The organism is Acetobacter sp. P5B1 (assembly GCF_018811985.1).
Lineage (GTDB): Bacteria > Pseudomonadota > Alphaproteobacteria > Acetobacterales > Acetobacteraceae > Acetobacter > Acetobacter cerevisiae.
Window position 1 is genome coordinate 16,106 of sequence record NZ_JACRVS010000013.1, and the last position, 25,333, is coordinate 41,438.

20 protein-coding genes and 1 riboswitch are annotated in these 25,333 nt (G+C 58.9%); of the genes, 14 read left to right on the forward strand and 6 right to left on the reverse strand.

All coding sequences use genetic code 11. The features are described 5' to 3' along the window. Positions 1-129: 129 nt before the first annotated feature. The 5 genes from KP703_RS09645 (at position 130) to folE (ending at position 5,001) form a co-directional block, all read left to right on the forward strand. Positions 130-1,245, forward strand: coding sequence for an aromatic ring-hydroxylating dioxygenase subunit alpha (locus KP703_RS09645; RefSeq protein ID WP_062141717.1), 1,116 nt, complete (start codon positions 130-132; stop codon positions 1,243-1,245). Beyond that, positions 1,238-2,227, forward strand: coding sequence for a bifunctional GNAT family N-acetyltransferase/(deoxy)nucleoside triphosphate pyrophosphohydrolase (locus KP703_RS15855; protein ID WP_215754660.1), 990 nt, complete (start codon positions 1,238-1,240; stop codon positions 2,225-2,227). Before KP703_RS09645 ends, KP703_RS15855 begins: the two co-directional genes overlap by 8 nt. Before the next feature lie 109 nt (positions 2,228-2,336). Then, a riboswitch (SAM riboswitch) is annotated at positions 2,337-2,416 on the forward strand. A gap of 64 nt (positions 2,417-2,480) precedes the next feature. Next, entirely contained in the window at positions 2,481-3,689 is a 1,209-nt protein-coding gene (metZ, locus tag KP703_RS09655; protein ID WP_215754661.1) for an O-succinylhomoserine sulfhydrylase, read from the forward strand. 178 nt (positions 3,690-3,867) lie between these two features. Beyond that, positions 3,868-4,341: a Co2+/Mg2+ efflux protein ApaG gene (gene apaG / locus KP703_RS09660; RefSeq protein ID WP_043550495.1), complete on the forward strand. Its 474-nt coding sequence runs from the start codon at positions 3,868-3,870 to the stop codon at positions 4,339-4,341. Positions 4,342-4,392: 51 nt separating this feature from the next. After that, positions 4,393-5,001 (forward strand): GTP cyclohydrolase I FolE, encoded by a 609-nt coding sequence (gene folE / locus KP703_RS09665; RefSeq protein WP_062141713.1) that lies wholly within the window; start codon positions 4,393-4,395, stop codon positions 4,999-5,001. 87 nt (positions 5,002-5,088) lie between these two features. On the opposite strand, the gene KP703_RS09670 is transcribed toward folE, so the two are convergent. From KP703_RS09670 to moaB, 3 genes are all read right to left on the reverse strand, one after another. After that, complete coding sequence (locus KP703_RS09670) at positions 5,089-5,757, reverse strand: POTRA domain-containing protein (protein ID WP_215754662.1); 669 nt, start codon at positions 5,755-5,757, stop codon at positions 5,089-5,091. A 64-nt stretch (positions 5,758-5,821) separates the two neighbouring features. Continuing rightward, positions 5,822-6,400 carry a DJ-1/PfpI family protein gene (locus tag KP703_RS09675; protein ID WP_215754663.1) on the reverse strand — a complete coding sequence of 193 codons (579 nt, stop codon included), beginning with the start codon at positions 6,398-6,400 and terminating at the stop codon, positions 5,822-5,824. After that, positions 6,393-6,947 (reverse strand): molybdenum cofactor biosynthesis protein B, encoded by a 555-nt coding sequence (moaB, locus tag KP703_RS09680; protein WP_043550490.1) that lies wholly within the window; start codon positions 6,945-6,947, stop codon positions 6,393-6,395. The genes KP703_RS09675 and moaB overlap by 8 nt, the downstream gene beginning before the upstream one ends. Before the next feature lie 192 nt (positions 6,948-7,139). Between moaB and KP703_RS09685 the strand changes: the two genes are divergently transcribed. After that, positions 7,140-8,600, forward strand: coding sequence for a carbohydrate porin (locus KP703_RS09685; protein WP_082779539.1), 1,461 nt, complete (start codon positions 7,140-7,142; stop codon positions 8,598-8,600). On the opposite strand, the gene KP703_RS09690 is transcribed toward KP703_RS09685, so the two are convergent. Together KP703_RS09690 and KP703_RS09695 are read right to left on the reverse strand one after the other, a co-directional pair. Beyond that, complete coding sequence (locus KP703_RS09690) at positions 8,584-11,373, reverse strand: GTP-binding protein (RefSeq protein WP_215754664.1); 2,790 nt, start codon at positions 11,371-11,373, stop codon at positions 8,584-8,586. The genes KP703_RS09685 and KP703_RS09690 overlap by 17 nt on opposite strands. Then, complete coding sequence (locus KP703_RS09695; RefSeq protein ID WP_215754665.1) at positions 11,370-12,515, reverse strand: DNA repair exonuclease; 1,146 nt, start codon at positions 12,513-12,515, stop codon at positions 11,370-11,372. The genes KP703_RS09690 and KP703_RS09695 overlap by 4 nt, the downstream gene beginning before the upstream one ends. Positions 12,516-12,775: 260 nt before the next feature. On the opposite strand from KP703_RS09695, the gene KP703_RS09700 reads away from it, so the two are divergent. The 4 genes from KP703_RS09700 to KP703_RS09715 all read left to right on the forward strand — a co-directional run bounded on the left by KP703_RS09700 (position 12,776) and on the right by KP703_RS09715 (position 18,507). Then, on the forward strand, positions 12,776-14,860 hold the full coding sequence (locus tag KP703_RS09700) for an FUSC family protein (RefSeq protein ID WP_215754666.1): 2,085 nt from the start codon (positions 12,776-12,778) through the stop codon (positions 14,858-14,860). A gap of 2 nt (positions 14,861-14,862) precedes the next feature. Then, positions 14,863-15,063, forward strand: a complete 201-nt coding sequence (locus KP703_RS09705; RefSeq protein ID WP_043550706.1) for a DUF1656 domain-containing protein — start codon at positions 14,863-14,865, stop codon at positions 15,061-15,063. Positions 15,064-15,078: 15 nt separating this feature from the next. Then, positions 15,079-16,041: an HlyD family secretion protein gene (locus KP703_RS09710; RefSeq protein ID WP_062273416.1), complete on the forward strand. Its 963-nt coding sequence runs from the start codon at positions 15,079-15,081 to the stop codon at positions 16,039-16,041. Between the two features lie 285 nt (positions 16,042-16,326). Continuing rightward, complete coding sequence (locus KP703_RS09715) at positions 16,327-18,507, forward strand: Hint domain-containing protein (protein WP_215754667.1); 2,181 nt, start codon at positions 16,327-16,329, stop codon at positions 18,505-18,507. 69 nt (positions 18,508-18,576) lie between these two features. Here the strand turns inward: KP703_RS09715 and KP703_RS09720 are convergent, their stop codons facing one another. Next, positions 18,577-19,209, reverse strand: coding sequence for a hypothetical protein (locus KP703_RS09720; RefSeq protein ID WP_215754668.1), 633 nt, complete (start codon positions 19,207-19,209; stop codon positions 18,577-18,579). Positions 19,210-19,351: 142 nt separating this feature from the next. Here KP703_RS09720 and KP703_RS09725 point away from each other — a divergent pair, with 142 nt between their 5' ends. The 4 genes from KP703_RS09725 (at position 19,352) to KP703_RS09740 (ending at position 25,296) form a co-directional block, all read left to right on the forward strand. Further along, entirely contained in the window at positions 19,352-20,152 is an 801-nt protein-coding gene (locus tag KP703_RS09725) for a hypothetical protein (protein WP_215754669.1), read from the forward strand. Between the two features lie 137 nt (positions 20,153-20,289). Further along, positions 20,290-23,610: an efflux RND transporter permease subunit gene (locus tag KP703_RS09730; RefSeq protein ID WP_215754670.1), complete on the forward strand. Its 3,321-nt coding sequence runs from the start codon at positions 20,290-20,292 to the stop codon at positions 23,608-23,610. 77 nt (positions 23,611-23,687) lie between these two features. Continuing rightward, a complete protein-coding gene (locus KP703_RS09735; RefSeq protein ID WP_043550482.1) occupies positions 23,688-23,927 on the forward strand; it encodes a DUF3297 family protein in 240 nt (79 codons plus the stop codon). A gap of 109 nt (positions 23,928-24,036) precedes the next feature. Continuing rightward, positions 24,037-25,296: an FAD/NAD(P)-binding oxidoreductase gene (locus KP703_RS09740; protein WP_062141704.1), complete on the forward strand. Its 1,260-nt coding sequence runs from the start codon at positions 24,037-24,039 to the stop codon at positions 25,294-25,296. The last annotated feature ends 37 nt before the right edge of the window (positions 25,297-25,333 follow it).

Below are 25,333 nucleotides of genomic sequence, written 5' to 3' on the forward strand. Positions count from 1 at the left end.
TAAAAAGAGAATAACCGGGCATTCCGCTCCCTCTGCGTCTTGCCTCTTTGTGTGATATACGGTTGCATGCATCCGCTAATCGGCAGTGTCAGGATGACGCGGCCCCGAACGTCATGACATAGAGGCAAGATGGACCAGACCGTTCAGACTGACACACCAGACGACACACCCTCTTTTGGCGCGGGGCATAATAACACCACAGGTACGGATCTGCGGCGCATCCGCTCCAATCCGGACTTCTGGTACCCGGTTGCATGGTCCAAAGAACTCAAGCCGGGCAAGACCATCGGCACGCGCTATGCCGGCACACCCATTGCCTTGGTACGCCCGACGGAAGGCGCAATTTTTGCGCTGGAAGACCGCTGCGCGCACCGGCAGGTTCCGCTTAGCAAAGGCAAGGTTTGCGGTCAGTCCGTTCAGTGCTGCTATCATGGCTGGGCCTATGGCCGCTCCGGCCGCTGCATTGATGTGCCCTATCTGGGCAAGGGCAAGCTGCCCAACGGTGTGCGCACCTTCCCCTGCCGTGAGCAGGACGGCCTGATTTTCATCTTCCCCGGAGACCCGGATAAAGCAGATTCCGTGCCGCTGGCCCCGCGTCTGGCCCGCGTGGGAGACCCGGCCTACAAGACCCGCTTCTTCGGGCAGGAAGTAAAGTGCCACTACAGCTTCATGCATGAGAACCTGATGGATATGAACCATCAGTTCATGCACATGAAGCAGATGGGCCAGATGCGCCCCCGCTTTCTTGGCCAGAAACGTGAGCCCGGTCTGGTGGAAGCGCGCTATTCCTTCGCCCGCACCAGCGGAAAGCAGCCGCTGGGTGAAGCTCTGATTTTTGGCGAACGCCGCGATTCCTCGGAAAAATTCCAGCATCGTGACGTCATGACCATCCGCACGGAATATCCGTATCAGACCCTCCGCATCCAGACGGGTGATGAAGACCCGGTGATGGATCTGTGGATTGTCTACGTCCCGCAGGATGCAGAAGAGCTGACCAACCGGACCTTTGGCCTGCTGTCTGTCAGGCGCCCCAAAGTGCCGGGCGTTCTGGAGCTGGCATGGCCGTTCCTTGTTGCCTTCACCGAGCGGATTTTTGCGGAAGACCGCGAAATTGTGGAACTGGAACAGAACGCATGGCGTGAGCTGGGGGGCGACCACAATGTGGAAGTCTTCCCCGTGATTAACGCCCTGCGTGCCCTTCTGGCAGAATGCGGTGTTCCCGCCGCACCGGCTGTGAATGCCTGAGATCACGTCTCTGGTTCTGGAGGCACCGCCTTACCGGTTACGCCCTCTTCTGCCTGATGATGCCCCTGCGCTCCACAATCTGGTCAATGACTGGGAAGTGGTGCGCATGCTCAGCCGCCTGCCCTTCCCCTACCCGCGGGAACTGGCTGATGACTGGATTGCGTCCACGCTCTCCATGCATCGGGCCAGAGAAGGCTGTCATTTTGCCATTCTGGATGAAAACGACACCTTTCTTGGCTGCGTTGGCCTGCGTGTGCAAACGGTACCACACGTTGGTCGCGTGGGCATGCTGGGCTACTGGATAGGCCGCACCTACTGGGGCCGGGGCATTGCCACCCTCGCTGCGGGACGGCTGGCCCGCTGGGCTCTGGCCAATCTCGATATTACCTGCCTGCGTGCTACGGTTGCGGACGATAATGCAGCGTCAGCCCGTGTTCTTGAGCATGTCGGGTTCCGGGCTATTGGAACAGACAAACAGATGTTTGTTGCCCGAGGGAAAGACCATCCCGTGCGGGTGTTTGAAGCCACGCGGGATGATCTCGACACCCCAGCAGGCACGCAGGCGGACGGTATCGCTACTCCCCGCAAGCTCGTTCTTGTTTCTGCTGCCGCGCTGATTGATGCGGAAGGGCGCATTCTTCTGGCCAAACGACCGGAGGGGAAAAGTCTGGCGGGCCTGTGGGAATTTCCGGGCGGGAAAGTCGAGCCCGGAGAAACGCCGGAAGCTGCTCTGATGCGCGAACTGGAAGAGGAGCTGGGGCTGGATGTCTCCCGCGCCTGTCTCGCCCCGTTTACCTTTGCATCACACTCCTACAAGGGGTTTGACCTGCTGATGCCGCTTTATCTGTGCCGCCGCTGGGCTGGAACACCGACCCCGAAGGAAGGGCAGACACTGGCATGGGTGAGCCCGGAAAACCTGCATGATTACCCCATGCCGGACGCGGATATTCCTTTTGTGCCGCTCCTGCAGGAATTGCTCTAAAATACGCCCGCCCCCGCTGCATGGCTGAGGCCGCGGCAAGGCGGGCGGATAGATGCTTGACGAACAGAACCCGCCTTTGCATAACAAAATGCTTGCGGTGTGTTAAAACACGCTAAAACCTCGTGATTTGTACGGCCGGCTTGCGGCGAGGTAAAATAAACGCGCTAAAGAGGCCATGGCGACGCTGTGCCGACGCCACGGTTTCCACGGTCACACTGCGCTGTATGACAGCAAAAGAACCGGATACCTCATTATGAGTGACAGCAAGACACCCTCTTCCAAAAGCTGGCGCCCCGCCACCCGCCTGTTGCATGCGGGTCTGGAACGCACCGAATATGGTGAAACCAGCGAGGCGCTTTTCCTGACGTCCGGCTTTGTTTACGAAAACGCCGAGCAGGCCGCTAAAACCTTCACCGGTGAAATCTCCCACTACCAGTACAGCCGCTTTGCCAACCCGACGGTTGCAGCGCTGGAGCGCCGTCTGGCGGATCTGGAAGGGGCCGAAGCCTGTGTGGCCACCTCCACCGGCATGGGCGCTGTGTCTTCCGCCCTGCTCTCTCAGGTCAAAGCTGGCGATCGCGTCGTGGCCTCCCGCGCGCTGTTTGGCTCCTGTCACTGGATTGTCGCCAACCTGCTGCCGCAATACGGCGTGGAAACGGTCTTTGTAGACGGCGGTGACCTTGCCGCATGGGACGAAGCCTTCAGCAAACCGACAGCCGCCGTGCTGCTGGAAAGCCCCTCCAACCCCATGCTGGACGTGCTGGACCTCGCCGCCATTGCAGAACGCGCCCACAAGGCCGGCGCACTGGTAATTGTCGATAACGTCTTTGCCTCCCCTCTCTACCAGAAGCCGCTGGAACTCGGTGCCGATGTGGTGGTGTATTCCTGCACCAAGCATATCGACGGGCAGGGGCGCGTTCTGGGTGGTGCCGTGCTGGGCAAGGAAGACTGGATTAAGGAAACGCTCCAGCCGTTCGTGCGCAATACAGGCAACGCGCTCTCCCCGTTCAACGCATGGGTCATGCTCAAAGGTCTGGAAACACTCGCCCTGCGCGTGGAAGCCATGACCCGCAACGCCGCAGCCGTAGCGGACTATCTCGCCTCGGCTCCCGGCATTGTCAGCGTGCGCTATCCGGGCCGCAAGGACCATCCGCAGTATGACATCGCCCAGCGCCAGATGACGGGCGGCGGTACCATGGTCGCGTTTGAAGTGGAAGGCGGGCAGGACGGCGCATTTGCGTTCATGAACGCCCTCCAGCTCATCGCCATCTCCAACAATCTGGGCGATGCGCGCTCCCTCGCCACCCATCCGGCCACCACGACGCACATGAAAATTGGTGCGGAAGAACGGGCCAAACTGGGCATTTCCGAAGGGGCGATCCGCTTCTCCGTCGGGCTGGAAGACAGCGCCGATCTGATTGATGACCTTGCCCGTGGCGTGGCAGCACTCGCCAAAGGCTAACGCCTGACCACCGCCTGTCTGCTTTGTGCCGGAACAGCAACAGACCAGACAGGCGGCTTCCCTTATCCAATCGCTTCGTGATACTGCCAGCGGACTGTGCCGTGACGTCTGTCTTACGGGATGCCCCCGGATGGCATGAAGCTGGCCATGTTATTCTTATGCAGGAGCAGAACACCCCATGCCTGACTGGCCGGACTCACCGCCCATGTCCCCCGATCATGATGACGCCCTGAGCGAACTCTTCGCCTCAGCGCCGATGTATGAAGCCGTGACGGACGATATGCGCGTCTGCGTGCAGGTATTCTGGCTCCCGGAACAGTCTGAACCGGACGAGGATGTCTATTGCTGGGTGTATCGCATCCGCATTGAAAATGGCGGCACGGCACCGATCCAGCTGAAGGAACGCACCTGGCAGATTACCGATGGCGCTGGCCGCACGGAATATGTGCATGGTGAAGGTGTTGTAGGCGAACAGCCCGTCATCCGCCCGCAGAACGGGTTTGATTACACATCCGGCGTCTCCCTCACCACGGCAGGCGGCTTTATGCGCGGATCTTACCAGATGTGGAATGTCAATTCCGGCAAACGGTTTGATATCGCCATTCCGGCTTTCAGCCTTGATAGCCCGTTCCAGTTCCGCCAGATCCATTAACCCGAACCGGCCATGACCGCTTCATCATCATGCAGACCGCAGGAGAATGGCATGAGCGACCCTCTGCCCAAGACTGACCGCCCAACCCGTGAAGAGGCGGAAGACGCCATCCGCACCATGCTCCGCTGGGCCGGGGAAAATCCGGACCGCGAAGGCCTGCATGATACGCCAGCCCGCGTTGCCCGCGCCTATGAAGAGTTTTTTGAGGGCTACGAGATCGACCCCAAAACGCTTCTGGAACGCACTTTTTCTGAAGTTGAAGGCTATGATGAAATCGTGCTGCTGCGCGATATTCGCTTTGAAAGCCACTGCGAACACCATCTGGCCCCCATTATTGGCCGCGCGCACGTCGCTTATCTGCCGCGCCAGCGCGTGGTCGGCATTTCCAAACTGGCCCGTGTAGTAGATGCCTATGCCCGCCGCATGCAGATTCAGGAACGGCTGACGGCCCAGATTGCCAACACCATTAATGATGTCCTGCAGCCACACGGCACGGCGGTCATCATTGAATCCAGCCATGAATGCATGACGACCCGTGGCGTGCATCGCCCCGGTGTTTCCATGGTGACCAGCCAGATGCTGGGCGTGTTCCGCACCAATTCTGATACACGGCGGGAACTGCTGGCCATGCTCAACCGTCCGGGTGCGAGCGAATACTAAGACGACCTGCCCCCACATAAACGGGGGCGCAGACCTGAACAGGCGGCGCTGAATTTACCTCAGAACCGCTGTTCGGGCCTGAAAGCCTTAATCGTTAGCTTTTTCCGTCAGGTGATAAATCAGCGTGACGCGCTCATCCTTATGGGGAGCGCGGCTTTCCGGCACGATGGTCACGCCGATATTCTTCTTCACATACAAAGCCTGAATAGCTTTCTCATCTGCCAGCACGGTTGCAGGGGTAACCTGTTCGCCCGGCTGACGATGCACGGCCTGTTTCAAAGCGGAAGTTGAGACGTGCAGATTGCCGTCAAACCCAAGGCTTTCCAGCACCAGCGGCTTGTCAAAATGTGCGGGGCCGCCTGTTTCTTCAATGGCCCATTCCACCTTCACCCTTTTGCCGTCCAGGTTAAGGCTCTGGTGGAATTTACCGCCAACATTCTGCTGCTGGTACAGCTTCATGATATCCTGCAGGCCCTGCGTGATCTGCGCCTGCGTGACCATGCTGCCAACATGGAACGGCACCACAGCCATAATGGCCCCGGTGCTGACCTGTTTATTGCCGGAAACCTTGATGTCTTCCACCCTGACCGGCGTGTTGAGGGTCGGAAGCCTGACGTCCGGATGCACGTTCGGCGCCGGACTTGGAGCGTCATTTGGCGGGAGGGAGGTCGCCTGCTGTGCCCATGCTGCGGCTGGCGGCATGGCACAGGCCAGACTGAGAACCGCAGGGATAAAATGGGCAGTAAGACGTCTCATAAGAGGCTCCATCCTGTTGAACACAATTCTCTATGATGCACAACGGAAGGAGCCTGCCAATGCACTATATTGTCACAGTCGCGCCCAGCACGCTGAGGAACTGGGCCAGCCAGGCCGGGTGAGCCGGCCAGGCCGGGGCTGTAACCAGCTCTCCGTCCGTCACGGCCTCTGTCACCGGAATATCGGCGTAGGTTGCGCCGGCCATTTCCACTTCCGGGCGGCAGGCCGGGTAAGCCGAAACCTTGCGGCCCTTGATGATATCCGCCGCAGCCAGCAGCTGCGCACCGTGGCAGATGGCAGCCAGAGGCCGGTCTGCAAAGGCTTTGACAATCTCAATCACCCGCGGGTGCATGCGCAGGTGCTCCGGCGCACGGCCACCGGGGACGATCAGGCCGATATAATCGTCCGTATCAATCTCATCGAACGTCGCGTTGAGCTGGAAGGCATGACCGGGCTTTTCGCTGTAGGTCTGCGCCCCTTCAAAATCATGGATGGCGGTCAGAACCTTGTCCCCCGCCTTCTTGCCGGGGCTGACCACATCCACTTTGTAGCCCACCATCAGCAGCGCCTGATACGGCACCATGATCTCGTAATCTTCCACATAATCGCCTGCCAGCATCAGCAGTCTGACGTCTTCAGTCATGGGAATGATCCTCCTTCAATCCTTCACGCAACCGGGGCATGAGCTCCACAAAGTTACAGGGGCGATGGCGGCTGTCGAGCTGGAACACAAGAATGTCATCCCAGCCGTCTTTGACGGCCCCGGTTGAACCGGGCAGCGCAAACAGGTATGTTCCGTCCGCAACACCTGCGACAGCGCGGGACTGAATGGTGGACGTGCCGATCTTGCGGTAGGACAGCATTCTGAACAATTCGCCAAAGCCTTCGATGCGCTTTTCAAGCACACAGTCAAAGGCTTCCGGCGTCACGTCGCGCCCGGTTACACCGGTGCCGCCATTCGTGATCACCACATCAACCAGAGGGTCTTTTATCCAGCTCTTCAGCTGTTCCGTTATCTGTTTGACATCGTCCCGCACAATCGTGCGGTCTGCCAGCACATGGCCTGCCTGCTCCAGGCGGGAAACCAGGGCCTGACCCGATGTATCTGTCTCAAGCGTGCGGGAATCCGATACGGTCATTACCGCAATACGCACCGGCAGGAAGGGGCGGTTTGTGTCTATTTTTGTCATAAGCGGAATTCATCATCTGACGCCGCATGCGTCAACGCATTCCGGGCGGCACGTGGCTGGCGGTTGTCGCCAAAATACCACCCAACAGGCCGAAAGACCCAAAAGAGTGAAAAAAGTTTTAGACATTATGGTGCCGCTTTGAAACAATATGAATACTCGCCTCATGCATCCTCAACAAAAACAAAAAGAAACATGACAAGATTTTCATCCGGCTTTTCTTTCTTTTGCGCGCTCTCCTTTGCCTGTTGCCTGACGCCTGCCTTCTCCTCCAAGGCCTCTGCGCAGTTGCTGACAGGCGGGAACAGTGCTGCTGGCCTCTGGCCCAGTCTGGAAGCCAATAATGAGGCCAACCCGGTGGAAGACCCGGGCCCGATGTTCTCAGCGCCCTATGGGAAAAACCATTTTTTTGGAGACTGGTGGGGCGCTCAGCCCTGGCTGCTGGACCACGGTATTCATATTCTGGCCGACGTGCATGAAGAACTGGCGGGGAACTTCCGTGGCGGCATGCGGCAGGGTGTGACCAATGCCGGGCAGGTTGGTGTCGAGCTGGATGTGGACTGGGGCAAGCTGACGGACCTCAATCTGCTCAAAGGCTTCTGGACCCACATGATGGTGGTGAACGGCCACGGCCAGAACCTGAGCACCCAGTATATCGGGGATTCGATTGGCGGTGTGCAGCAGATTTACGGCGCACGTGGTAACGTGGTGGCCCATCTTGTCTATCTGTATGGCGAAAAATCGTTCCTGAACAACCATGTGGATATCAGCGCAGGCTGGATTCCGGTTGGCAGCTTTTTCGCGGCGTCTCCGCTGTTCTGTATGTATATGAACGTGGCCGTCTGCGGGAACCCGGCCCCGAACAAATACACTGAAGGCAACCGTGACTGGCCATCAGGCAACCTTGGTGCCGTGGCGCGTGTCATGCCCACCAATGATACCTACATCATGGCCGGCCTGTTTGCCGTTTCCCCTCACGCCTTTAACGGCGGGATTTCCGGCTGGGCCTGGGCACAGGATGGTCTGGGCAAGTTCTCTACCCCGGTGGAAATCGGCTGGATGCCGTCCTTCGGCAAGAACCACCTCGTGGGCCATTACAAGGCTGGCTACAGCTACGATAACTCCAAATATAAAGACCTGTATGAGGACATTAACGGCAACCCCTGGGTGCAGACCGGCCAGCCAGCCCGCTACCATGCAGGCCGCGCCAGCGCATGGGTGCAGGCTGACCAGATGCTGGTCCGCAATGGGGAAGGCCCGACCAACGGTCTGATTGCCATGGGCGGCTATATGTGGACAGACGGCAAGACCACCGCCATGTCCCACCATCTGTGGGGCGGCCTGCTGGAAACGGGGAAGCCCTGGGGCCGTCCAAATGACAGCATCGGCATGATGTATCAGTGGATGAAGATGAGCCGTACCGTCGCGTTGCAGCAGGAAGCGTCCATTGTTGCCGGGCAGGATTTCCAGTCCAACCAGTGGGGACAGGTCTGGGGCGTGCAGTCTCATGAAAACGTCTATGAGTTCTTCTACAACGCGCATGTCGCAAATGGCCTGACCCTTCAGCCAGACTTCCAGTATATCAACCGGCCGGGTGCCACGACGACGTTCCATGACGCCGCCGTGATGGCCCTTCAGTTCAACGTCGTTCTGTAATCTGCGGGATGGGTCGCAGGCTGAGAGGCCTGCCGCCCAGTCTGGCAAAAGCTTCCACGCGGCAGGTCAGCACCAGAATCTGGAACCGCGTGGCCGCATCCGCCAGCACATCGAACATCAGTTCCAGCCGCTGAGAATCTGAAAAACTCAGCGCGTCATCCAGCACCAGAATGGCAGGCGAGTGGCGGGCGTGCAGCAGTTCTGCAAAGCCCAGACGCACCAGCACGGCAATCTGCTCCCGCGTACCATCCGACAACTTGCCAAACTCTTCCGCCGTCCGCCGCGTCAGACCACACAGGCCGAAGCCGGTATCCATCTCAAGGGACGCGCCCGGAAACACCGTAGAAAACGCGGGCTGGAGAGTGCGCACAAGCGGGGCAAGATAGCGTTCGGTCTGCGTTTTTTCCGCATTACTCAGGGTCTGGTCCAGCAGAGCCAGCGCGGCACGCTCCCGCTCATACCCTTCACACTCCAGCTTGAGGCGAGAGGCCGTGCGTCCGGCCTCGGCGATTTTTTCATCAAGCCCGTCGCCTTCGGCCACGCGCACGCGGGTTTCCCGCTCCTTAATCTCCTCGCGCAAGCGTGCAATGGACGTGCGGGCGTTTTCCAGCCCCTGCTCCCGCCGCATAATGCGGGTTTCCACAACGGACAGCGGTTGCTCCGTCTCACGCCCGGCCTTGAGCGCCTGCACATGTGCTTCGGCCTGCGCCTGAGTCTGCGCGGCCTCGGCCGCCCGTGCGGCGAGAGCCTCATCGCTTTCCCGCGCCGCGCTCACGGCCAGTTCGCGCCCGACCTGATCCCGCTCCGTCTGCTTTTGGCGGAGTGTTGCCTCAGCTTTATCCTGAAGATTTTGGGCCGCATTATACGCCGCCTGCTCCGCGCGCTCGGTCTGCCGGGCTTCGTCCGCGACGCGAGCGGCGCACTCTTCTTCCTGTCGCGCCTTCTGCTGCAAGACCTGCAAAGTCGCCTCAGTCTGATCCGCCTGTGCGCCGCCTTCTGCCTCTGCACTGCAAACAGTTTCTGTCCCCGTCTGAACCGCACGGCCACCTGCCGCCCCGGTCAACTCCGGCTGGCAGTCCTGCTCAAAAGCCGCCTGCTCCCGTTCCAGAGCAGCAACCTGATCTCTAAGCTCCTGCCGTAACATCGCCAGAGCTTCGAACAGGGTCGCGTCACGCTCATCCCGCGCCGTGGGCAGAGAGGCCACAAAGGCCGCACGCGCTTCCGCCACCCGTGTTTCAGCCTGCCGCCGTTCTTCAAACAGTGTCTCGGCATCCTCCGCACTCTGGCATCCGGCAGAGTGCAGGACGGACTGAAGATGTTGCCGGGCCGTATCGGCGGCGGCCAGAGCCTCATCATGGTCTTTGACAGCTGGTGTAATGCGGAACTGACCGATGCCTTCCACCTGCACGTCTGCTGCCTGCGTCAGAACCGTCTCACCCTGCGGGCAGGCAACGCCATCCAGCAGAACACGACCAGCGGCTTCAGGCTGCAAAGTCACCGTCAAACGGGTGGCGCGGGCGTTCAGCGCGGCCTGAGCGGCATCCTGCTCCCGCACGGCTTTCCGCACGCGGCGGATCAACGCTTCATCAACCTGCAAGGCCGCCAGCGCGGCACGAGCCTGTTCCAGCCGCGTGCAGGCCGCCTCGGCCCGGTGCAGCGTCTGTTTGCTCCGATCCAGTGCGGCGCGCTGCTGCAAGACTGTTGCGCGACGGGAAACCGCCAGCAACGCCTGCCGTGCGGTCTGCTGCTGCTGTTCCGCCTGCTCTCGCTGCGTGCGGCTTTCTTCATAACGCTGACGGGCCTGTGCCGTCCGCTGCGTGAGGGCTTGCAGATCATGCTGCATTTCCGCCGCCTCACGCTCCAGCTTGCGCTGGGTCTCCCGACGTTCCTGCCGCCGCTCCTGCTCATCCCGGATGCTGTTGCGGGTGTGCGTCACTGTTGCGAGGGCCGCTCTGGCGGCCTGCTCTTCCGCATCCGCAACCCGCAGCTTGTCCCGCAACTGGCGTAAAGCGACCAGTTCGGCCTCATCCTGTGCCTTGCGTTCCGGGTCTTCCTGCTCACGCAAGGCCCGGCGCGCCTGATCCAGCGCCGCCAGATCCTCTTCCAGCGCAGCCCGCCGGTTTTCGAGATCTTGTAGATAAGCCTGCGCCTGCGCTTCCTGCTCCAGCGCCTGCTTGTATTTGCCTGTTGGCTGACCGCTTTTTGCCGTCTGGAGCAGATGCAGCCGGTCCCGCACACGGCTCAGCACGGCGCTGGCCGCAGCCCCACCGGTCGCATGGTCTACACCATGCTCCAGACAACTGCGCAGACTGTCCTGCCCGGTCTGGTTCAGGTCCGGCTGCGCAAAGCTCTCGCCCTGCCCCACCAGCAACGCACTCCACAGCCCTGCGGCCTCCCCCTTGCTGGCCTCTTCCAGCCCCAGAAGGTTACGGAGAGCCTCTTCTGCCTGATCGCCCTCAAACCGTTCTGATCCTAGCATCAGACGGGTGAAAGCCTTTGAGATGAACTGCTTTTCCAGATGGCAGTCCATGCCCTTCCATGCGAAAGAGACCGCCACATGCGGGGCGCCGCCACCATAAGGCTGAAGATCCTTAACGGGTTTGGCTTTTGAGCTGGACCGCACCATCAGGACCGCCTTCAGGGCGGCCAGCAAGGTGGACTTTCCGGCCTCGTTCGGCGCGGCCAGCACGTTCAGCCCCGGCCCCAGTCCATCCAGACGCACGGGAGACGCAAAGCGCCGAAAGCCTTCAATCTGTAAATCTGTCAGGATCATCCTGCCTGCGCTCCCATCTCCTGCCAGAACAGAAAAAGCCGTTGCAGGGCTTCCGAAGCCAGTTGCCCCTCCGCCCCACCTGCTTCTGACTGGGTCAGCAACTGCTCGGCAGCGGCGCGCACCGCCCCACCGGAGCCAAACCGATCCAGATCATCCAGCCCGGCGGAAAGCTGTGGCGCTCCTGTCAGGCGCAAACAGGCGACGGCCCCGCTCAGGCGCTTGAGGATATTACTTTCATAAAGGGCCATATCGTCCACCGACAGCAGGCCGGACACCGCCGCCCAGACCAGCACCGCCCCCGGATTATCCGGCGCAATACTGCGGATACGGGCATCCAGCGCCAGAATATCCTGCTCGGATGTCAGCACCACATCCTCCAGCTTTTTCCATGTGTAGCGCCCGGTTCTGTGGCGTTTAATCTCCGGTTCCGCCCGAGGCCCGTGCAGCGTGACGACCACCGCTTCCCCTCCGCCACCGCCGCCAGTCGTAAAACGATCCGTCTCCGGGGTGCCGGAATAAATCGTGCGGGTATCAATCTGACAAAAGCCGTGCCAGTCCCCCAGCGCCAGATAGGCCAGCCCGGCGCGCTTAGCCCGGTCCAACGCTACGGGGTTATGTTCCGATTCAACCTCACCACCAAACCCAACCACCGAGCCGTGCGCCAGACCAATCCGCAGCGCATCGGGTGGGGTTTCGGCCTCGTCCATATAAGCGGTCAGGTCCGTCAGAATATGACGGCGTTTGAGCACGGCGGGCAGCACCCAGGCCTTATGCGCCGCATCAATCAGAACCGCTCCCGGCTCTCGATGCACCGTTACATTCTCCGGCAGACCGCTGCGGGCCAGCCGCGCCCAGACACCCTCCGGCAGATCCGCATCATGGTTGCCGGGAATCAGATGCCACTGGATGTCCGCAAAGTCGCGCATGCGCTCGATTGGCTGATGCAGGGTGCGCTCGGCTGGCGTTTCATGCTCATACACATCGCCCGCTACCAGCACATGCGGAGCGCCTTCCTGCCGTGCCAGCAGCCCGAGCCTTCGGATGACTTCCAGCCGTTCTGCCTGCAGCGCGCCGAGCGTATCGTCGTCAGCAAAGCGGAACGTCCGGCCAATCTGCCAGTCTGAGGTGTGAATAAATTTCATAAAGATCGCAGTTTTGAGAAGGTGTGCCTTAATTCAGCACATCCTGCCGTGGCATCATACCCTTGCGGGGCACCCCAAGACTGGCCTTTTTCCCATGCACGCATTTTATGCAACCCGGCTCAGCGCATAAAAATTCCCCCATTGAATTATATTTTATTTTAATAGACTTCTGATTTTTGGGATTCGGCAGAACACAGCCTGTTTTACCCGACTCTGCGTGACCCAGACTGACCTCTTGAGCGGCAAGGACGAAGGAAAGGATGAGCCTCAACACCCCAGCCGCCTCGCCTGTCAGATTCTGGAAGGGCCTTCGCCCGGCTCTCCCCGCCACCATCTTTCCGCCTGGCTGGTTTCTGTTTTGCCTGCGAACATGGCTTTCCGCTGTGCTGGCCCTGAGCACCGCCTTCTGGTTGCAGCTTTCCTCCCCCGGTTCTGCCGCCGTTACGGTGATGATTCTGGCCCAACCCCTGCGCGGGCAAGTACTCTCCAAAGCGGTTTATCGTTTGATGGGCACCATGGTCGGGGCGTTTGTCGCGCTGTTTCTTACCGCCTGCTTCAATCAGGACCGTGTTGTCTTTCTGGGCGGTGTCGGGCTCTGGCTCACTCTGTGCACCATTGTCGGCACGCTGGAAAAGGACTTCCGCGCCTATGCGGCCATGCTCTCAGGCTATACCGTCGCCATTGTCGGCATTAGCTGCATTGATAATCCGGGCTCGATTTTTGATGTCACGGTCAACCGCGTCTCGGCCATTGTGGTGGGCATTGCCGCCACGGCTGCGGTCAATGATATTTTCGGTTCCCCCACGGCGTGGGAAAAACTGGCCAGCAACCTGCATCGCGTCGCCAATATGGTGCAGCGCATCAGCCGCGACGCCATGGCCGGACACGGCATTCCCGATGACATGGCCTGCGCAGGTCTGGCGGGCGAGATTATCGCGCTGACCTCTCAGGTCTCCTTTGCCAAAACCGAACTACCCGATGCCCGTGTGCGGCTGGCAGGCGCACGCTCCGCCATGGTGGCCTTGCTGGAAATGCTCAGTTGCAGCCGGGCCATTGCCGCCGTGCTGCGCAAGGGCGAGATTTCCGGCCCGGTGCTGAACCAGATCCGCAGCGCCTTCGGGGATGGCACCCCCGTCGCCTCGCCTCGTCAGGCCGTGTGGGATCTGGAAGATCTGGCGAAGGAAGCCCATGCGGAAGAACTGGACCGTGGCCCGACACTGGATGAAGCCTGGCTGATTGAACGCTCCATGGCGCTGCTGTCCGATGCCCGCTGGGCGGCGGATGGCATTGACGCCTTTGAAAACGGTAAGCGTGCCCGCACGCAGGCCCCGGAACTAAAAATCGAGCAGCATCAGGATGTGATTGCCGCCCTGCTGGCCGGGCTACGCACCCTCACCGGGTTCTCCGTAGCGGCCGGCCTCTGCATCATCTCCGATATCCCTTCGACCTATACCGCGCTCTCCCAGGTGGCCGTGATCCTCACACTGGCAGCCACCACCTATAATGCCCGCGGTTTTGGCATGGGCGCTTTGATCGGCACCCCTCTGGCCATTGCGGTTGCAGCTGTTCTGAACTTTGGCATTCTCCCCCACGGGGCGGACATGCCCTTTCTGGCTATGGCCATCATCCCCGTTATTTTTGGGGGCTGCCTGCTGCTGATGAACCCGAAGACAGCCACAATCGGCTTTAACGCCGGGGTGTTCTTCTTCGTCATTCTGGGCGTTGCGAACCAGCAGAATTACGAGCCCTCGGCCTTTATCGACCGGAACGTGCTGTATCTGTTTGCCGCCATTGTCATCTTCATCTCACTGGTGCTGCTTCTGCCCCCTTCCGCTAACCGGCGGCGCTTCCGCGTGGCGATTACCATTGGGCATGATCTGCGGCTCCAGCTTGAAGGGCACGGGGAACAGGCTGGTTCCGCGCTCATCAGCCACCATTACGATCGGCTGTGCAAAATTCTCGACTGGAACAGCTACCTGCCGAACACGAAATCCAAGGTCCGCGTGTTCAACCGGCTGTCCAGTCTGGATGAACTGAATGTCGAACTGGCCCGCGCCCGCCGCCATCTGCAACGCGCCGCCACCATCCCGGCCATCCGGGCTGATGCTGAGGCGGCATTCCGTTCCACGGTCGTCTACAACATCAACTCCGCTCTGTACCGCATGCGCAAACACGCGCGCATCCTGCTCGATCACGCCATTACCCTGCCACATGGTGAAATGGCGACAGCGCTGGCAGCCGTCTCCGGGATGGTCGGGGCCATCCGGCTGCTGGAGCATAACCGCTCCGCCCTCCAAATTTATGACATCATTCCCCTGCCCGATCAGCAATGGAAGGCCTTCTGACCATGGAGCTTCGCGCTGTTCTGGATATTGATGGCCTGCTGGTGTCCTCGTTTCTGGTCCATGCGGGTCTGGCCGTTGTCACGCTGCTGGTGCTCAACCCCATTTTAGCAAAAGTGGGCGCCCGCCGGGTGATCTGGAACCTGCCTCTGGCTGAATTCGGGCTGTTTGTCTGCCTGATCGGCCTCTACACCATTCTCTTGTAAAAGGATTGTCCAACCGTGTTTGAACGCGCTCGCCGCGCCCTGCAGTTTGTCACGACGGGGACAATTCTCGCCATTGCCGGCATTGTCGGTCTTGTGTTGTGGGACTACTACACCGCCGCTCCCTGGACCCGGAACGGGCAGGTTCGTGTGCAGGTGGCCGATATTGCGCCGCGTGTGTCCGGCCAGATTATTGCCGTGCGGGTCAGGGACAACCAGTTTGTCCATGCCGGGGATATTCTCTACGAAATCGACCCGTTCGATTTCAAAGTGGCCGTTGCCTCCGCCACCGCCCGCGTGAATGAACGTCAGGCCGACATGGTGCTGAAGGACACGCAGGAAAGCCGCCGGAATAAACTGACGGAAGTGGCCGCCTCCCGCGAGGAAAAGCAGGTCTATCAGGCCACGGCCGACATGGCCAAAGCCCAGTATGGGGAGGCCATGGCGGCTCTCTCTCAGGCCAGGATCAATCTGGACCGTACGTTTGTTCGCAGCACAGTAACCGGCTATGTCACCAACCTGATCATGCGAGTGGGTGATTACGCGACGGCCGGCAAATCCAATGTGCAGGTCATTGATGCCTCATCCTACTGGGTGGATGGCTATTTTGAAGAAACCAAAATCCGCTCCATCCATGTGGGAGACCGGGTGCGGATGGATCTGATGGGCTTCCGGGAACCCATGTGGGGCCATGTCATCAGCGTGACCCGCGGTATTGCCACACCCAACGCCACGCCCTCCACACAGGGCCTGCCCTCCGTGGACCCGGTTTATACCTGGGTGCGTCTGGCCCAGCGTATTCCGGTGCGGGTGCATATCGACAGTATCCCGCCCGGCACCCAGATTGCCGCTGGCATGACAACCACCGTCACCATTGTCGGCAGCAAGGGAAAGCGCGCGCATGATACGCTGGCAGAAACCTTCGACCGCCTGCACGACGCTCTGATGGGGGGTGCCGGGGGGAGTGGTGTACGGAATTAGTTTCGTACACCAATCCCGACACAACTCCTGCGATTTGTAAGCTTTCCACAAAAATAAGCCGACTCACCATTTATCGAATTATCAAATAAAAAATTCATATTTATCACAAATTCGTTATTTACATCTTCCAATGTTAAAAATATATGTGCATTCGGTAATTTTAATTCGTTAACGGATTTATAACATATTATGAGAAATACTGACTATGATTTTTCCAATGATTACGCCTCCCCCTACCTCACAAATAGATCTCAAGTGAAAAATAACACTTCAATCTATTCAGGCGTGCATAGCTCCGTAAATAATGGATATATCTGGAGCAACACCACGATTTTAAGCGGAGGCAGCCTTACCGTTTCTAATGGTGGACGAGCCAGTGGCACTGATCTCGAGGGGGGCACGCTCTCTATTCTGAAGGGAGGCTACACAGACGGCACGGTTTTTGGCACGTCTGGTGGAACTGTCGAACTCGGCAGTGGTGTTACCATGCAGGGCGTCACCTCTAATACGGTTAAGAATGGTGGCGTTCTTATCGTACAAAATGGCGCAACATTACTGAATGGTTACGCTGACCCGAACGGTTCCATAGTGGTGCAGAGCGGCGGCCTGGTCAGCGGCACGCAGGTCAACGGCGGCACGCTGGATGTTTATGGTGGAGGCACAACGTCCAATACCTCTTTCGGCTCAGACGGTCAGGGCGGCCATCTGATTCTTGAAAGCGGGGCGGAATGGGATGGCAATTATTCCCGCGCTATTCCATCCGGCGGCACCGTAACCGTTAAAGATGGAGCTGAACTGGATAACGGCGTTATTGGCTCAGGGGTCAGCCTCACCGTTTCAAGCGGAGGTACGATTTCCACCACGGATCTCCAGGGCGGCACACTGGTGCTGCATAGTGGTGCCCAGACAGCCTATACGTCTTTTGGCTCCGCAGGGCATGGTGGTCACCTTGTTCTGACAGATTCTGCACAATGGAGTGGAGACCGCAGCTACGCCGTCCCCGCAGGGGGTTCCATCAGCGTGGAAAGTGGCGCTGTACTGGATCACGAAACCATTGGATCGGGTGTAACACTCACCGTTTCTTCTGGCGGTCAGATTGGAACGTCTGGCGTTACCATTTCTTCTGGCGGCACAGCCATTCTTGATGGCACCAGCACAGGCGGCACCGTCACTCTGGCAGATTCCGGCGCGCATCTGGTCATCAGTGGGCTGACCATGCCCTCCAACACGATCTCCGGCTTTGGAGATGGCACGCAGATTGATCTGGCCTCCATCCCGGCGGACAGCATTACAAGCGTTACCACCTCCGGTAATCTCCTCTCGATCCATACCGTAGACAAAACCTATTCTCTCACCGTCGCCAACGTCGGTAATTTTGGGAGCAATCTTGTCTCAGACGGAAATGGCGGCACCTATTATGAGGCCTGCTACTGTGCCGATGCCCTTATTCTGACAGATAAGGGGGAACGTCCTGTGCAGGATCTGCAGCCCGGCGACCATGTTATCGCCTTTACCGATCACGGCGAAGAACCGAGAGAAATTGTCTGGGTGGGTCACCAACAGGCTAAAGTGCGTCCTCACCTTCCTTTGGCCGAAGCCGGTTACCCGGTGCGTGTTCTGAAGAATGCCCTTCAGGACGGTGTTCCGCATAAGGATATGCTGATCACCCCTGAGCACTGCCTGTTTATTGATGGCGCCTTTACACCGGTTCGTATGCTGGTCAATGGCAGAAGTATCTTTTTTGATACGTCCGTGACAGACTACACCTATTATCACATTGAAACGGCTCAGCACTCTGTCATTCAGGCCGACGGCGCACTGTCTGAAAGCTTCCTGAACACCGGCAATAAAACTCAGTTTGCAGGCCTCACGGGCGGTGTCCGAGTGCTGCATGAAACAGCTCGGTCCTGGACAAACGATGCGGCAGCAGCTTTGGAAACGGACAGGAGCGTCGTGGAGCCAATTTATCAGGCTCTGGCTGCGCGCGCAGCGGAGAAGGCTATCCCGCTTAACACTCAGCCTGTCACGTTTACCGATGATCCTGATCTGCATCTTGAAACAGCATCAGGTCTCCGCATCAATCCACAGCATCAGTCCAAAGGTCGCATGCGCTTTATGCTGCCTGCCCAGATGACGGATGTTCGTCTTGTTTCCCGCACAGCCAGCCCCGCCGAAACGGTCGGACCTTTTGTCGATGACCGTCGACAGCTTGGTGTCTGCGTGGGTCAGATGACCCTCATAACGGGAAATAAGCGTCAGACCATTAGCAGCCACCTGGAAGCAGACCATCTGCCGGGATGGCATGAAAAAGAAAATGGCCCTGCACGCTGGACCGATGGATCTGCTCTTCTCCCGCTGGGCGTAACCGGTCAGGTATGTTTTCAGGCGCTTGATATCGAAATTTTGAGCACAGGCCGCTATCTGATCACTCAGCCAGCATCCACAACCACAGCACAAAGCGCCTAAGTTCCGAAAAAATGCCGGGGAGTTTTCTTCTGCGAGAACGACCCGGCAGCTTATCCAATCAATACAAAATTAAAGCGCAGGCACAGGCACAGGCACAGGCAGGGCCAAAGCCTCACTCAGCACGGAGTTCCAGACCGGCGAGAACTGGTCGGAATGGCCATAGGGCGCAAAGTGGTCAAGATATCCTGCCAAATAAGAGGATTCCGGCCGGACATGCCCGATCAGATTCGGGTCTTCCGTATGCCGCACAACCAGCAGGCGGGCGGGCCCATGCTGCGCGATAGCCTGTGCCAGCTCTTCGGCCACCTCATGCTGGACATTCTCGTTACATTTATAGACACAAAAAACTGAAGGGTCGCTCAGACGCTGCAAGAATTTTTCGACCAGATAGTCAATTTTTTCCTTCTCGGACTTGTAAATCTTCCATCGCTGCTCTTCAGAATCACACCACAGGCGGTCTTGGGAAAGCATGCCTGTATGGAAACAAAATCCATATCGGGAATCACGCACCATATTATCCCAGAACGCCGAGAGATTTTCAAAAGCATACAGGCCGGCAAAACTGTGGCGCAACGCCTCTATCAAAGCCTCCGGGCTGGCACGGGCCCACCGCAGCAATCCGCCACTTTCATCGCCATGGGCTCTTTTCACAAATCCGAATTCACAATTATCGCCGATATTCTCAAACCGCTCTGTCTTCATAAGTTACTGACCCGGAAAATTACTTGTATCTGTGGTTGCAGGTCATAGCGATGCAACAAAGAAAATCACAAGAACAGACGCCCTGACCTTTCTTTATTCCTGCCGCTGGACGCCTGTGCGGGCGACTGGCACAAATGGCACTATGTCTGGCCAGTTCATCCTCCTCCGGCGCGTCGCTCTGGCGGCGTTCTGCCTTTTCCTCTCCGCGTCCGGCAGCTTTGCAGAAGCCGCCTCAGGGCAGCAAAGCCGTGGGCTGGTGGTCCACACGCCCTGCCTGCAGAACCTGCACCTTCTCAGCAACCGATCGCAAAGTGAGATGGCGCGTGCTGAAGGGGCTTTACCGAAGGATGTAACACTCACCACAGCGGCCAATGGCGTGACAACCCTCCGGCAGCAGACCTGTCCCCGGAATGGCACTCTGACGGTCTCTGTCCGGCCCGACATCAGCCTGACCATTGATGACGCCGGCACGACGAACATCACAGTGGCCGATCGCACCGGCCCCACCTTCATTCACGCAGGCAGCGGCAGCCTGACTCTGGGCAAAACCGGAGAACTGGGACTGTTCTCTGATTCCTCCGGCCCCATCACCATTTCAACGCTGGCTGAGTCTGCCCGTATCCGCTCGGAACAGAGCGCGCCTGTCACCATTCACACGGTCGCCGCCCCAGCATTGGCCCTGTATCTGGGAGGGAGCGCCAGCTTTACGGCCAATACGGGCCAACTCAAGGCTCTGGAAATTACTTCCAGCAGCACGGGAGACGCCGTTTTTCATGGTGTAACAGACGTTGGCATGTTCCATGTCGAGCAGAGCGGGGGGATCAGTGTTGACAAAGTCACAGGTCCACTGGCAACGGAACGAGACGGAAGCGGAAAGATTATCAGCGATGCCGCAGCGCCCCCGCCCCTTACCCGGGCAGACCGGGCCAACGTCCTGCCCTAAGGCGTGACACGGTTTTCGGGGCGTCAGGCATCACTGGCCGGTTGAAACTACCGAATATCAATCTTTTGATGCTTCGTTTAACGCCACGCTGGCCATACCCGCCCGCCAGCCTTGATCCTGGGTAAGGAAGACCACTTTTGTCCATCTGCCGGCTTTTTATCATGCGTCCCGTCGGCACTCTTCTGATGGCCATGGCTTTTGTTCTGGCTGGCATTTTTGCCTATCGCGCCATGCCAGTGGCCGACCTGCCCAACATCTCCGTGCCGGTTATCTATGTTGTCGCATCCCAGCCCGGCAGCTCTCCACAGCAGATGGCAAGCTCGCTCACAACTCCCCTTGAGCGCCATCTGGGCCAGATTGCCGGTCTGACCAGTATGCGGTCCGATTCAACGGACACCAGCGCCTTTATCCTGATGTTTTTTGACAACAGCCGGGACATTAACGGCGCTGCGCGTGACGTAGAGGCCGCCTTGCAGGCCGCTCGCGCAGATATGCCGCACACGCTGCTGATGCCGCCGCAATATTACAAGGCCAACCCGTCTGACAGCCCGATCATGCTGGCGACAATGACCTCCCCCACCCGCTCCCCCACGGCGCTGCGGGATCTGGCGGAAACACGCCTGAAGCCCCTGCTGGCCGGAGTGAAAGGCGTTGGCTGGGTAGAAATGGTCGGGGCATCCAAACCCGCCGTGCGCGTGGAGATGAACCCGATGATGCTGTATAAATACGGCATCGGGTTTGAAGACGTGCGCTCCGCACTCGCCTCAGCCAACGCCAACACCCCCAAAGGCTTTCTGGATTCCGGCGGCCAGCGCCTGACACTGGAAACAAACGATCAGGCCCGCACGGCAAACGAATATCGGGACCTTGTCATCGGCTACCGCAATGGCCGCCCTGTGCGCCTGACTGACGTAGCCATTGTGCGCGACGGCCCGCAGGATGAGCGCAAGGCTGCGTGGTATAATGAGAAGCCCGCTATTATCACCATCATCCGCCCGCAGCCCGGTGCGAATGTTATTGAAGTGACAGATGCCATCCGCGCCCGCGCCGATATTCTGGCCAATGCCCTGCCTGCGGATGTGGAGTTCAAACTGGTCTCGGACCGCTCCGTGTCCATCCGCGGCGCGCTGGAAGATACGCAATATACACTGGTCATTTCCGTTGTGCTGGTCGTTCTGGTCGTGCTGGCGTTTCTGCGCAGCTGGCGGTCCACGCTCATTCCGGCCATTACTGTACCCATCTCACTGGCTGGTTCTCTGGGTGTCATGCACCTGATGGGCTTCTCGCTCGATACCTTATCCCTCATGGCGCTAACCATTGCCACCGGCTTTGTGGTGGATGACGCCATTGTGGTGGTGGAAAATATTGCCCGCCACATGGAAGCGGGCATGGACCGGATGGAAGCCACACTGCTTGGCTCGCGCGAGATTGCGTTTACCATTCTCTCCATCACTATTTCACTGATTGCGGTCTTCCTGCCGCTCCTGCTGCTGGGCGGCATTCCGGGCAAAATCTTCTTTGAATTTGCGATGACGCTGACCACAGCGGTCTCCGTTTCGTTCTTTCTGTCCATCTCGCTTACGCCCATGATGTGCGCCTACATGCTGGAGATCCATCATGAGCCGGACCCGAATGCGCCCCCCCCAAAAAAGGGCGCCTTCACGCAGGCCGCTCATCTGCTGGCGGATGGCACGGACAAGGGACTGGAATGGCTGATCCATGGCTATGAACGCTCTTTGAACTGGGCGTTGCGGCACCCCTGGCTGATTTTCTGCTCCCTGCCTGCCAGCTTTTTTGCGACCATCGGCATCCTGATTGTCATGTCCAAAACCGTGCTGCCTGCGGAAGATATTTCCCTGCTGGAAAGCTATCTGAGCTCCGACCAGACCAGCTCCTTCGCTGCCATGTCCGGCAAGACGAAGGAGGTCATCAAAGCCATGATGGTGGACCATGATGTCAGCGATGTTCTGGGCTTTGCCGGGGAAGATGCCGCCAATGAATCTCAGGTTTTCGCCCAGCTGACAGACAAGGCGGGGCGCAGTTCCACCCCGGAACAGATTGCGGCCCGTGTGCGGGAACGGGTGAAAAATATTCCGGGTATGACCGCCAGTATTTCCAATGCCGGGGACATCAACGGCGGCGGCGGACGCCAGCATGAAGGCACGTATCAATATATTTTTCAGAGTGACAATGCGGAAGACATCTACACGTGGGTGCCGCGCATTACGGAAGCCCTGCGCAAAAGCAAGGTCATTGTTGGCGTAACCAGTCACCTGTCCGGCAATGGCACGGCCATGCATGTGCGCATTCAGCGCGATACGGCGGCGCGTTATCTCGTCACGCCGCAGCTGATTGGCAATGCGCTGTATGATGCCTACGGACAGCGCACCGCCTCCGCCATCTCCACACCGCTCACCACCTATTATGTGGTGATGGAAGTGGAAAAGCAGTTCCGGGAAAATCCGGACATGCTCAAAACTCTCTGGGTTTCCACCGCGGGCGGCACGGCAGCGGGGGCCACAGCATCCAATACGGTGCGTGTGGTCAAACCTTCAGACGCCACGGAATCCAAAGAGGCCTCCCTCAGCCAGCAGTCCTTCCGCAACGCTATTGCCAACCGTCTGGCGGGCGGCGGTGCGGGTGCTTCCAACGGCTCTGCCGTCTCTTCCTCCTCCGAAACCATGGTGCCGCTCCCCACGGTGGCGACGCTGGAAACAGCCCCAACACCGCTTCAGGTCAGCCATGAGAACGGGTTCATTTCCGGGTCAATCGCGTTCGACCTCGCCCCCGGGAAATCTCTGGGCGACGCCACGACCGAAATTCAGCACGCTATGCTCAGCCTGCACACGCCCCAGAGCCTGCGTGGCGACTTTTCCGGTCAGGCCGGGGATATGCAGAAAGATCTCATTAATGAACTGCTGGTGTTCATCGCCGCCATCCTGACGATGTATGTCACGCTCGGCATTCTGTATGAGAGCTACATCCAGCCGCTGACCATTCTCTCCACCCTGCCCTCCGCTGCCGTGGGTGCGGTGCTGACGCTCTGGATCTGTCAGGAACCGTTCTCTCTCATCGCCATGATCAGCGTGATTCTGCTGATTGGCATTGTGAAGAAAAACGCCATCCTGATGATCGACTTCGCCCTGCATGTGGAGCGGGAACAGAACCTGCCGCCCGAGGAAGCCATCCGCACCGCCTGCCTGACGCGCTTCCGCCCGATCCTGATGACCACGCTGGCTGCTGCCTTCGGCGCGGTCCCGCTGGTCTTTGGCCATGGCTATGGTTCGGAACTGCGCCGCCCGCTGGGCATTGCCGTAATTGGCGGGCTGGCTACCAGCCAGTTACTGACCCTGTATTCCACCCCGGTGATCTATCTGTTCATGCACCGGCTGGGCGGCTGGGTGCAGCGGAAAGGCGCGGCACTTGGGGCCAGATTGCGCTTTACGCGGGCCGCCTGAGAGGGCGATAGGCATTCCGGCCAAAACTCGCTAAGAAAACAGCGTTTAAGACCCTTATCTGCAAGGAATGGTTCATCATGACCGATACCACCGTCCCCGATCGCCTGTCCGTTAATCCGGCCAGCCCGTATTTTAATGAAGCCCTGCTGGAACGCGGCGTTGGCATTCGCTTTAAGGGCGTAGAGAAAACCAACGTGGAAGAGTACTGCATCAGCGAAGGCTGGGTGCGCGTGGCTGTTGGCAAAACTGTTGACCGCAATGGCAACCCGCTGACCATGAAGCTGCAGGGCCCGGTGGAGGCATGGATTAAAGACTAACCTGCGTTACAAACATGCCTCCCCAATAATTAATGACTTTATTAAATTATTGATGTTTGGGATACTGCACTCATCAATCGGATGTGAACACGTCTCAGGGAGAGCATGAATGGCCCAGTCTGAAACCGGGAAAACCCCGGATCTTCGCTACACAGTTGTCATCGTAGGGGGTGGTGCTGCCGGTATCGCAGTGGCCGCCCGCCTGCTGCATGAGCGGCCGACACTGGATGTCGCCGTGATTGACCCCTCCACCACCCACGCCTACCAGCCCGGCTGGACACTGGTGGGTGCCGGGGTCATGACGCTGAAAAGCACGCTGAAGCAGGAAGGCGGCCTGATCCCCAATGGCTGCACATGGCTGCGGGCTGCGGTAGACTCCTTCCAGCCGGACGAAAAGCAGGTCACGCTAACCGATGGCCGGACGGTGGCTTATAATCGTCTGGTCGTCTGCCCCGGCCTCCAGCTGGACTGGGACAAGATTGAAGGTCTGCCCGAAACACTGGGCCGCAATGGCGTGTGCAGCAACTATTCCAAAGACACGGTGGAATATACCTGGACGTGCATCCAGTCCCTCTCCGGCGGCACGGCCCTGTTCACACAGCCGCCCATGCCCATCAAATGCGCCGGGGCTCCGCAGAAAATTGCCTACCTGGCCGCTGACTACTGGCGCAAGGAAGGCACGCTGAACCGCACCAACGTGGAATTCTGCCTTGCCGGGGATGCGCTGTTTGGCGTGGCCTATTATCGCCCTGCCCTGCAACAGGCTGTGGATTATTACGGCATCAACCTGCAGTACAAGCACACTCTGATTGCCGTGAACGGCCCGGAACGCAAAGCGACTTTTGCCGTGACCGGCCCGGACGGTAAAACGGAAAATGTGGTCAAAGATTTTGACATGCTGCATGTCACGCCGCCGCAGAGCGCGCCTGACTTTATCAAAAAAAGCCCGCTGGCCAATGCAGGCGGCTGGGTCGATGTGGACCCCTCCACCCTGCGCCACACGAAGTATGACACCATCTTTGGACTGGGCGATGTCATCGGCACCTCCAACGCCAAGACCATGGCCGCTGCCCGTGCCCAGACCCCGGTTGTGACGGCAAACCTGCTGGCCTCTCTGGATGGCAAGCCGTTCAGCGGGATTTATGATGGCTATGGCGCCTGCCCGCTGACGGTCGGATATGGCAAAATTGTTCTGGCGGAATTCCTGTATGGCGGCAAACCCGCCCCCAGCTTCCCCTACGACCAGCGCAAGCCGAGCCGTTTTGCATGGTTCCTGAAAACCACCGTTTTCCCGCGCGTGTATTGGGACATGATGCTCAAAGGGCGGGACATCAGTGTGCCACATCACCCGGAATGGATTAAGCCCTGAAATTCGGCTTAATCAGGCTTTTAAAACCCTCGCTTAA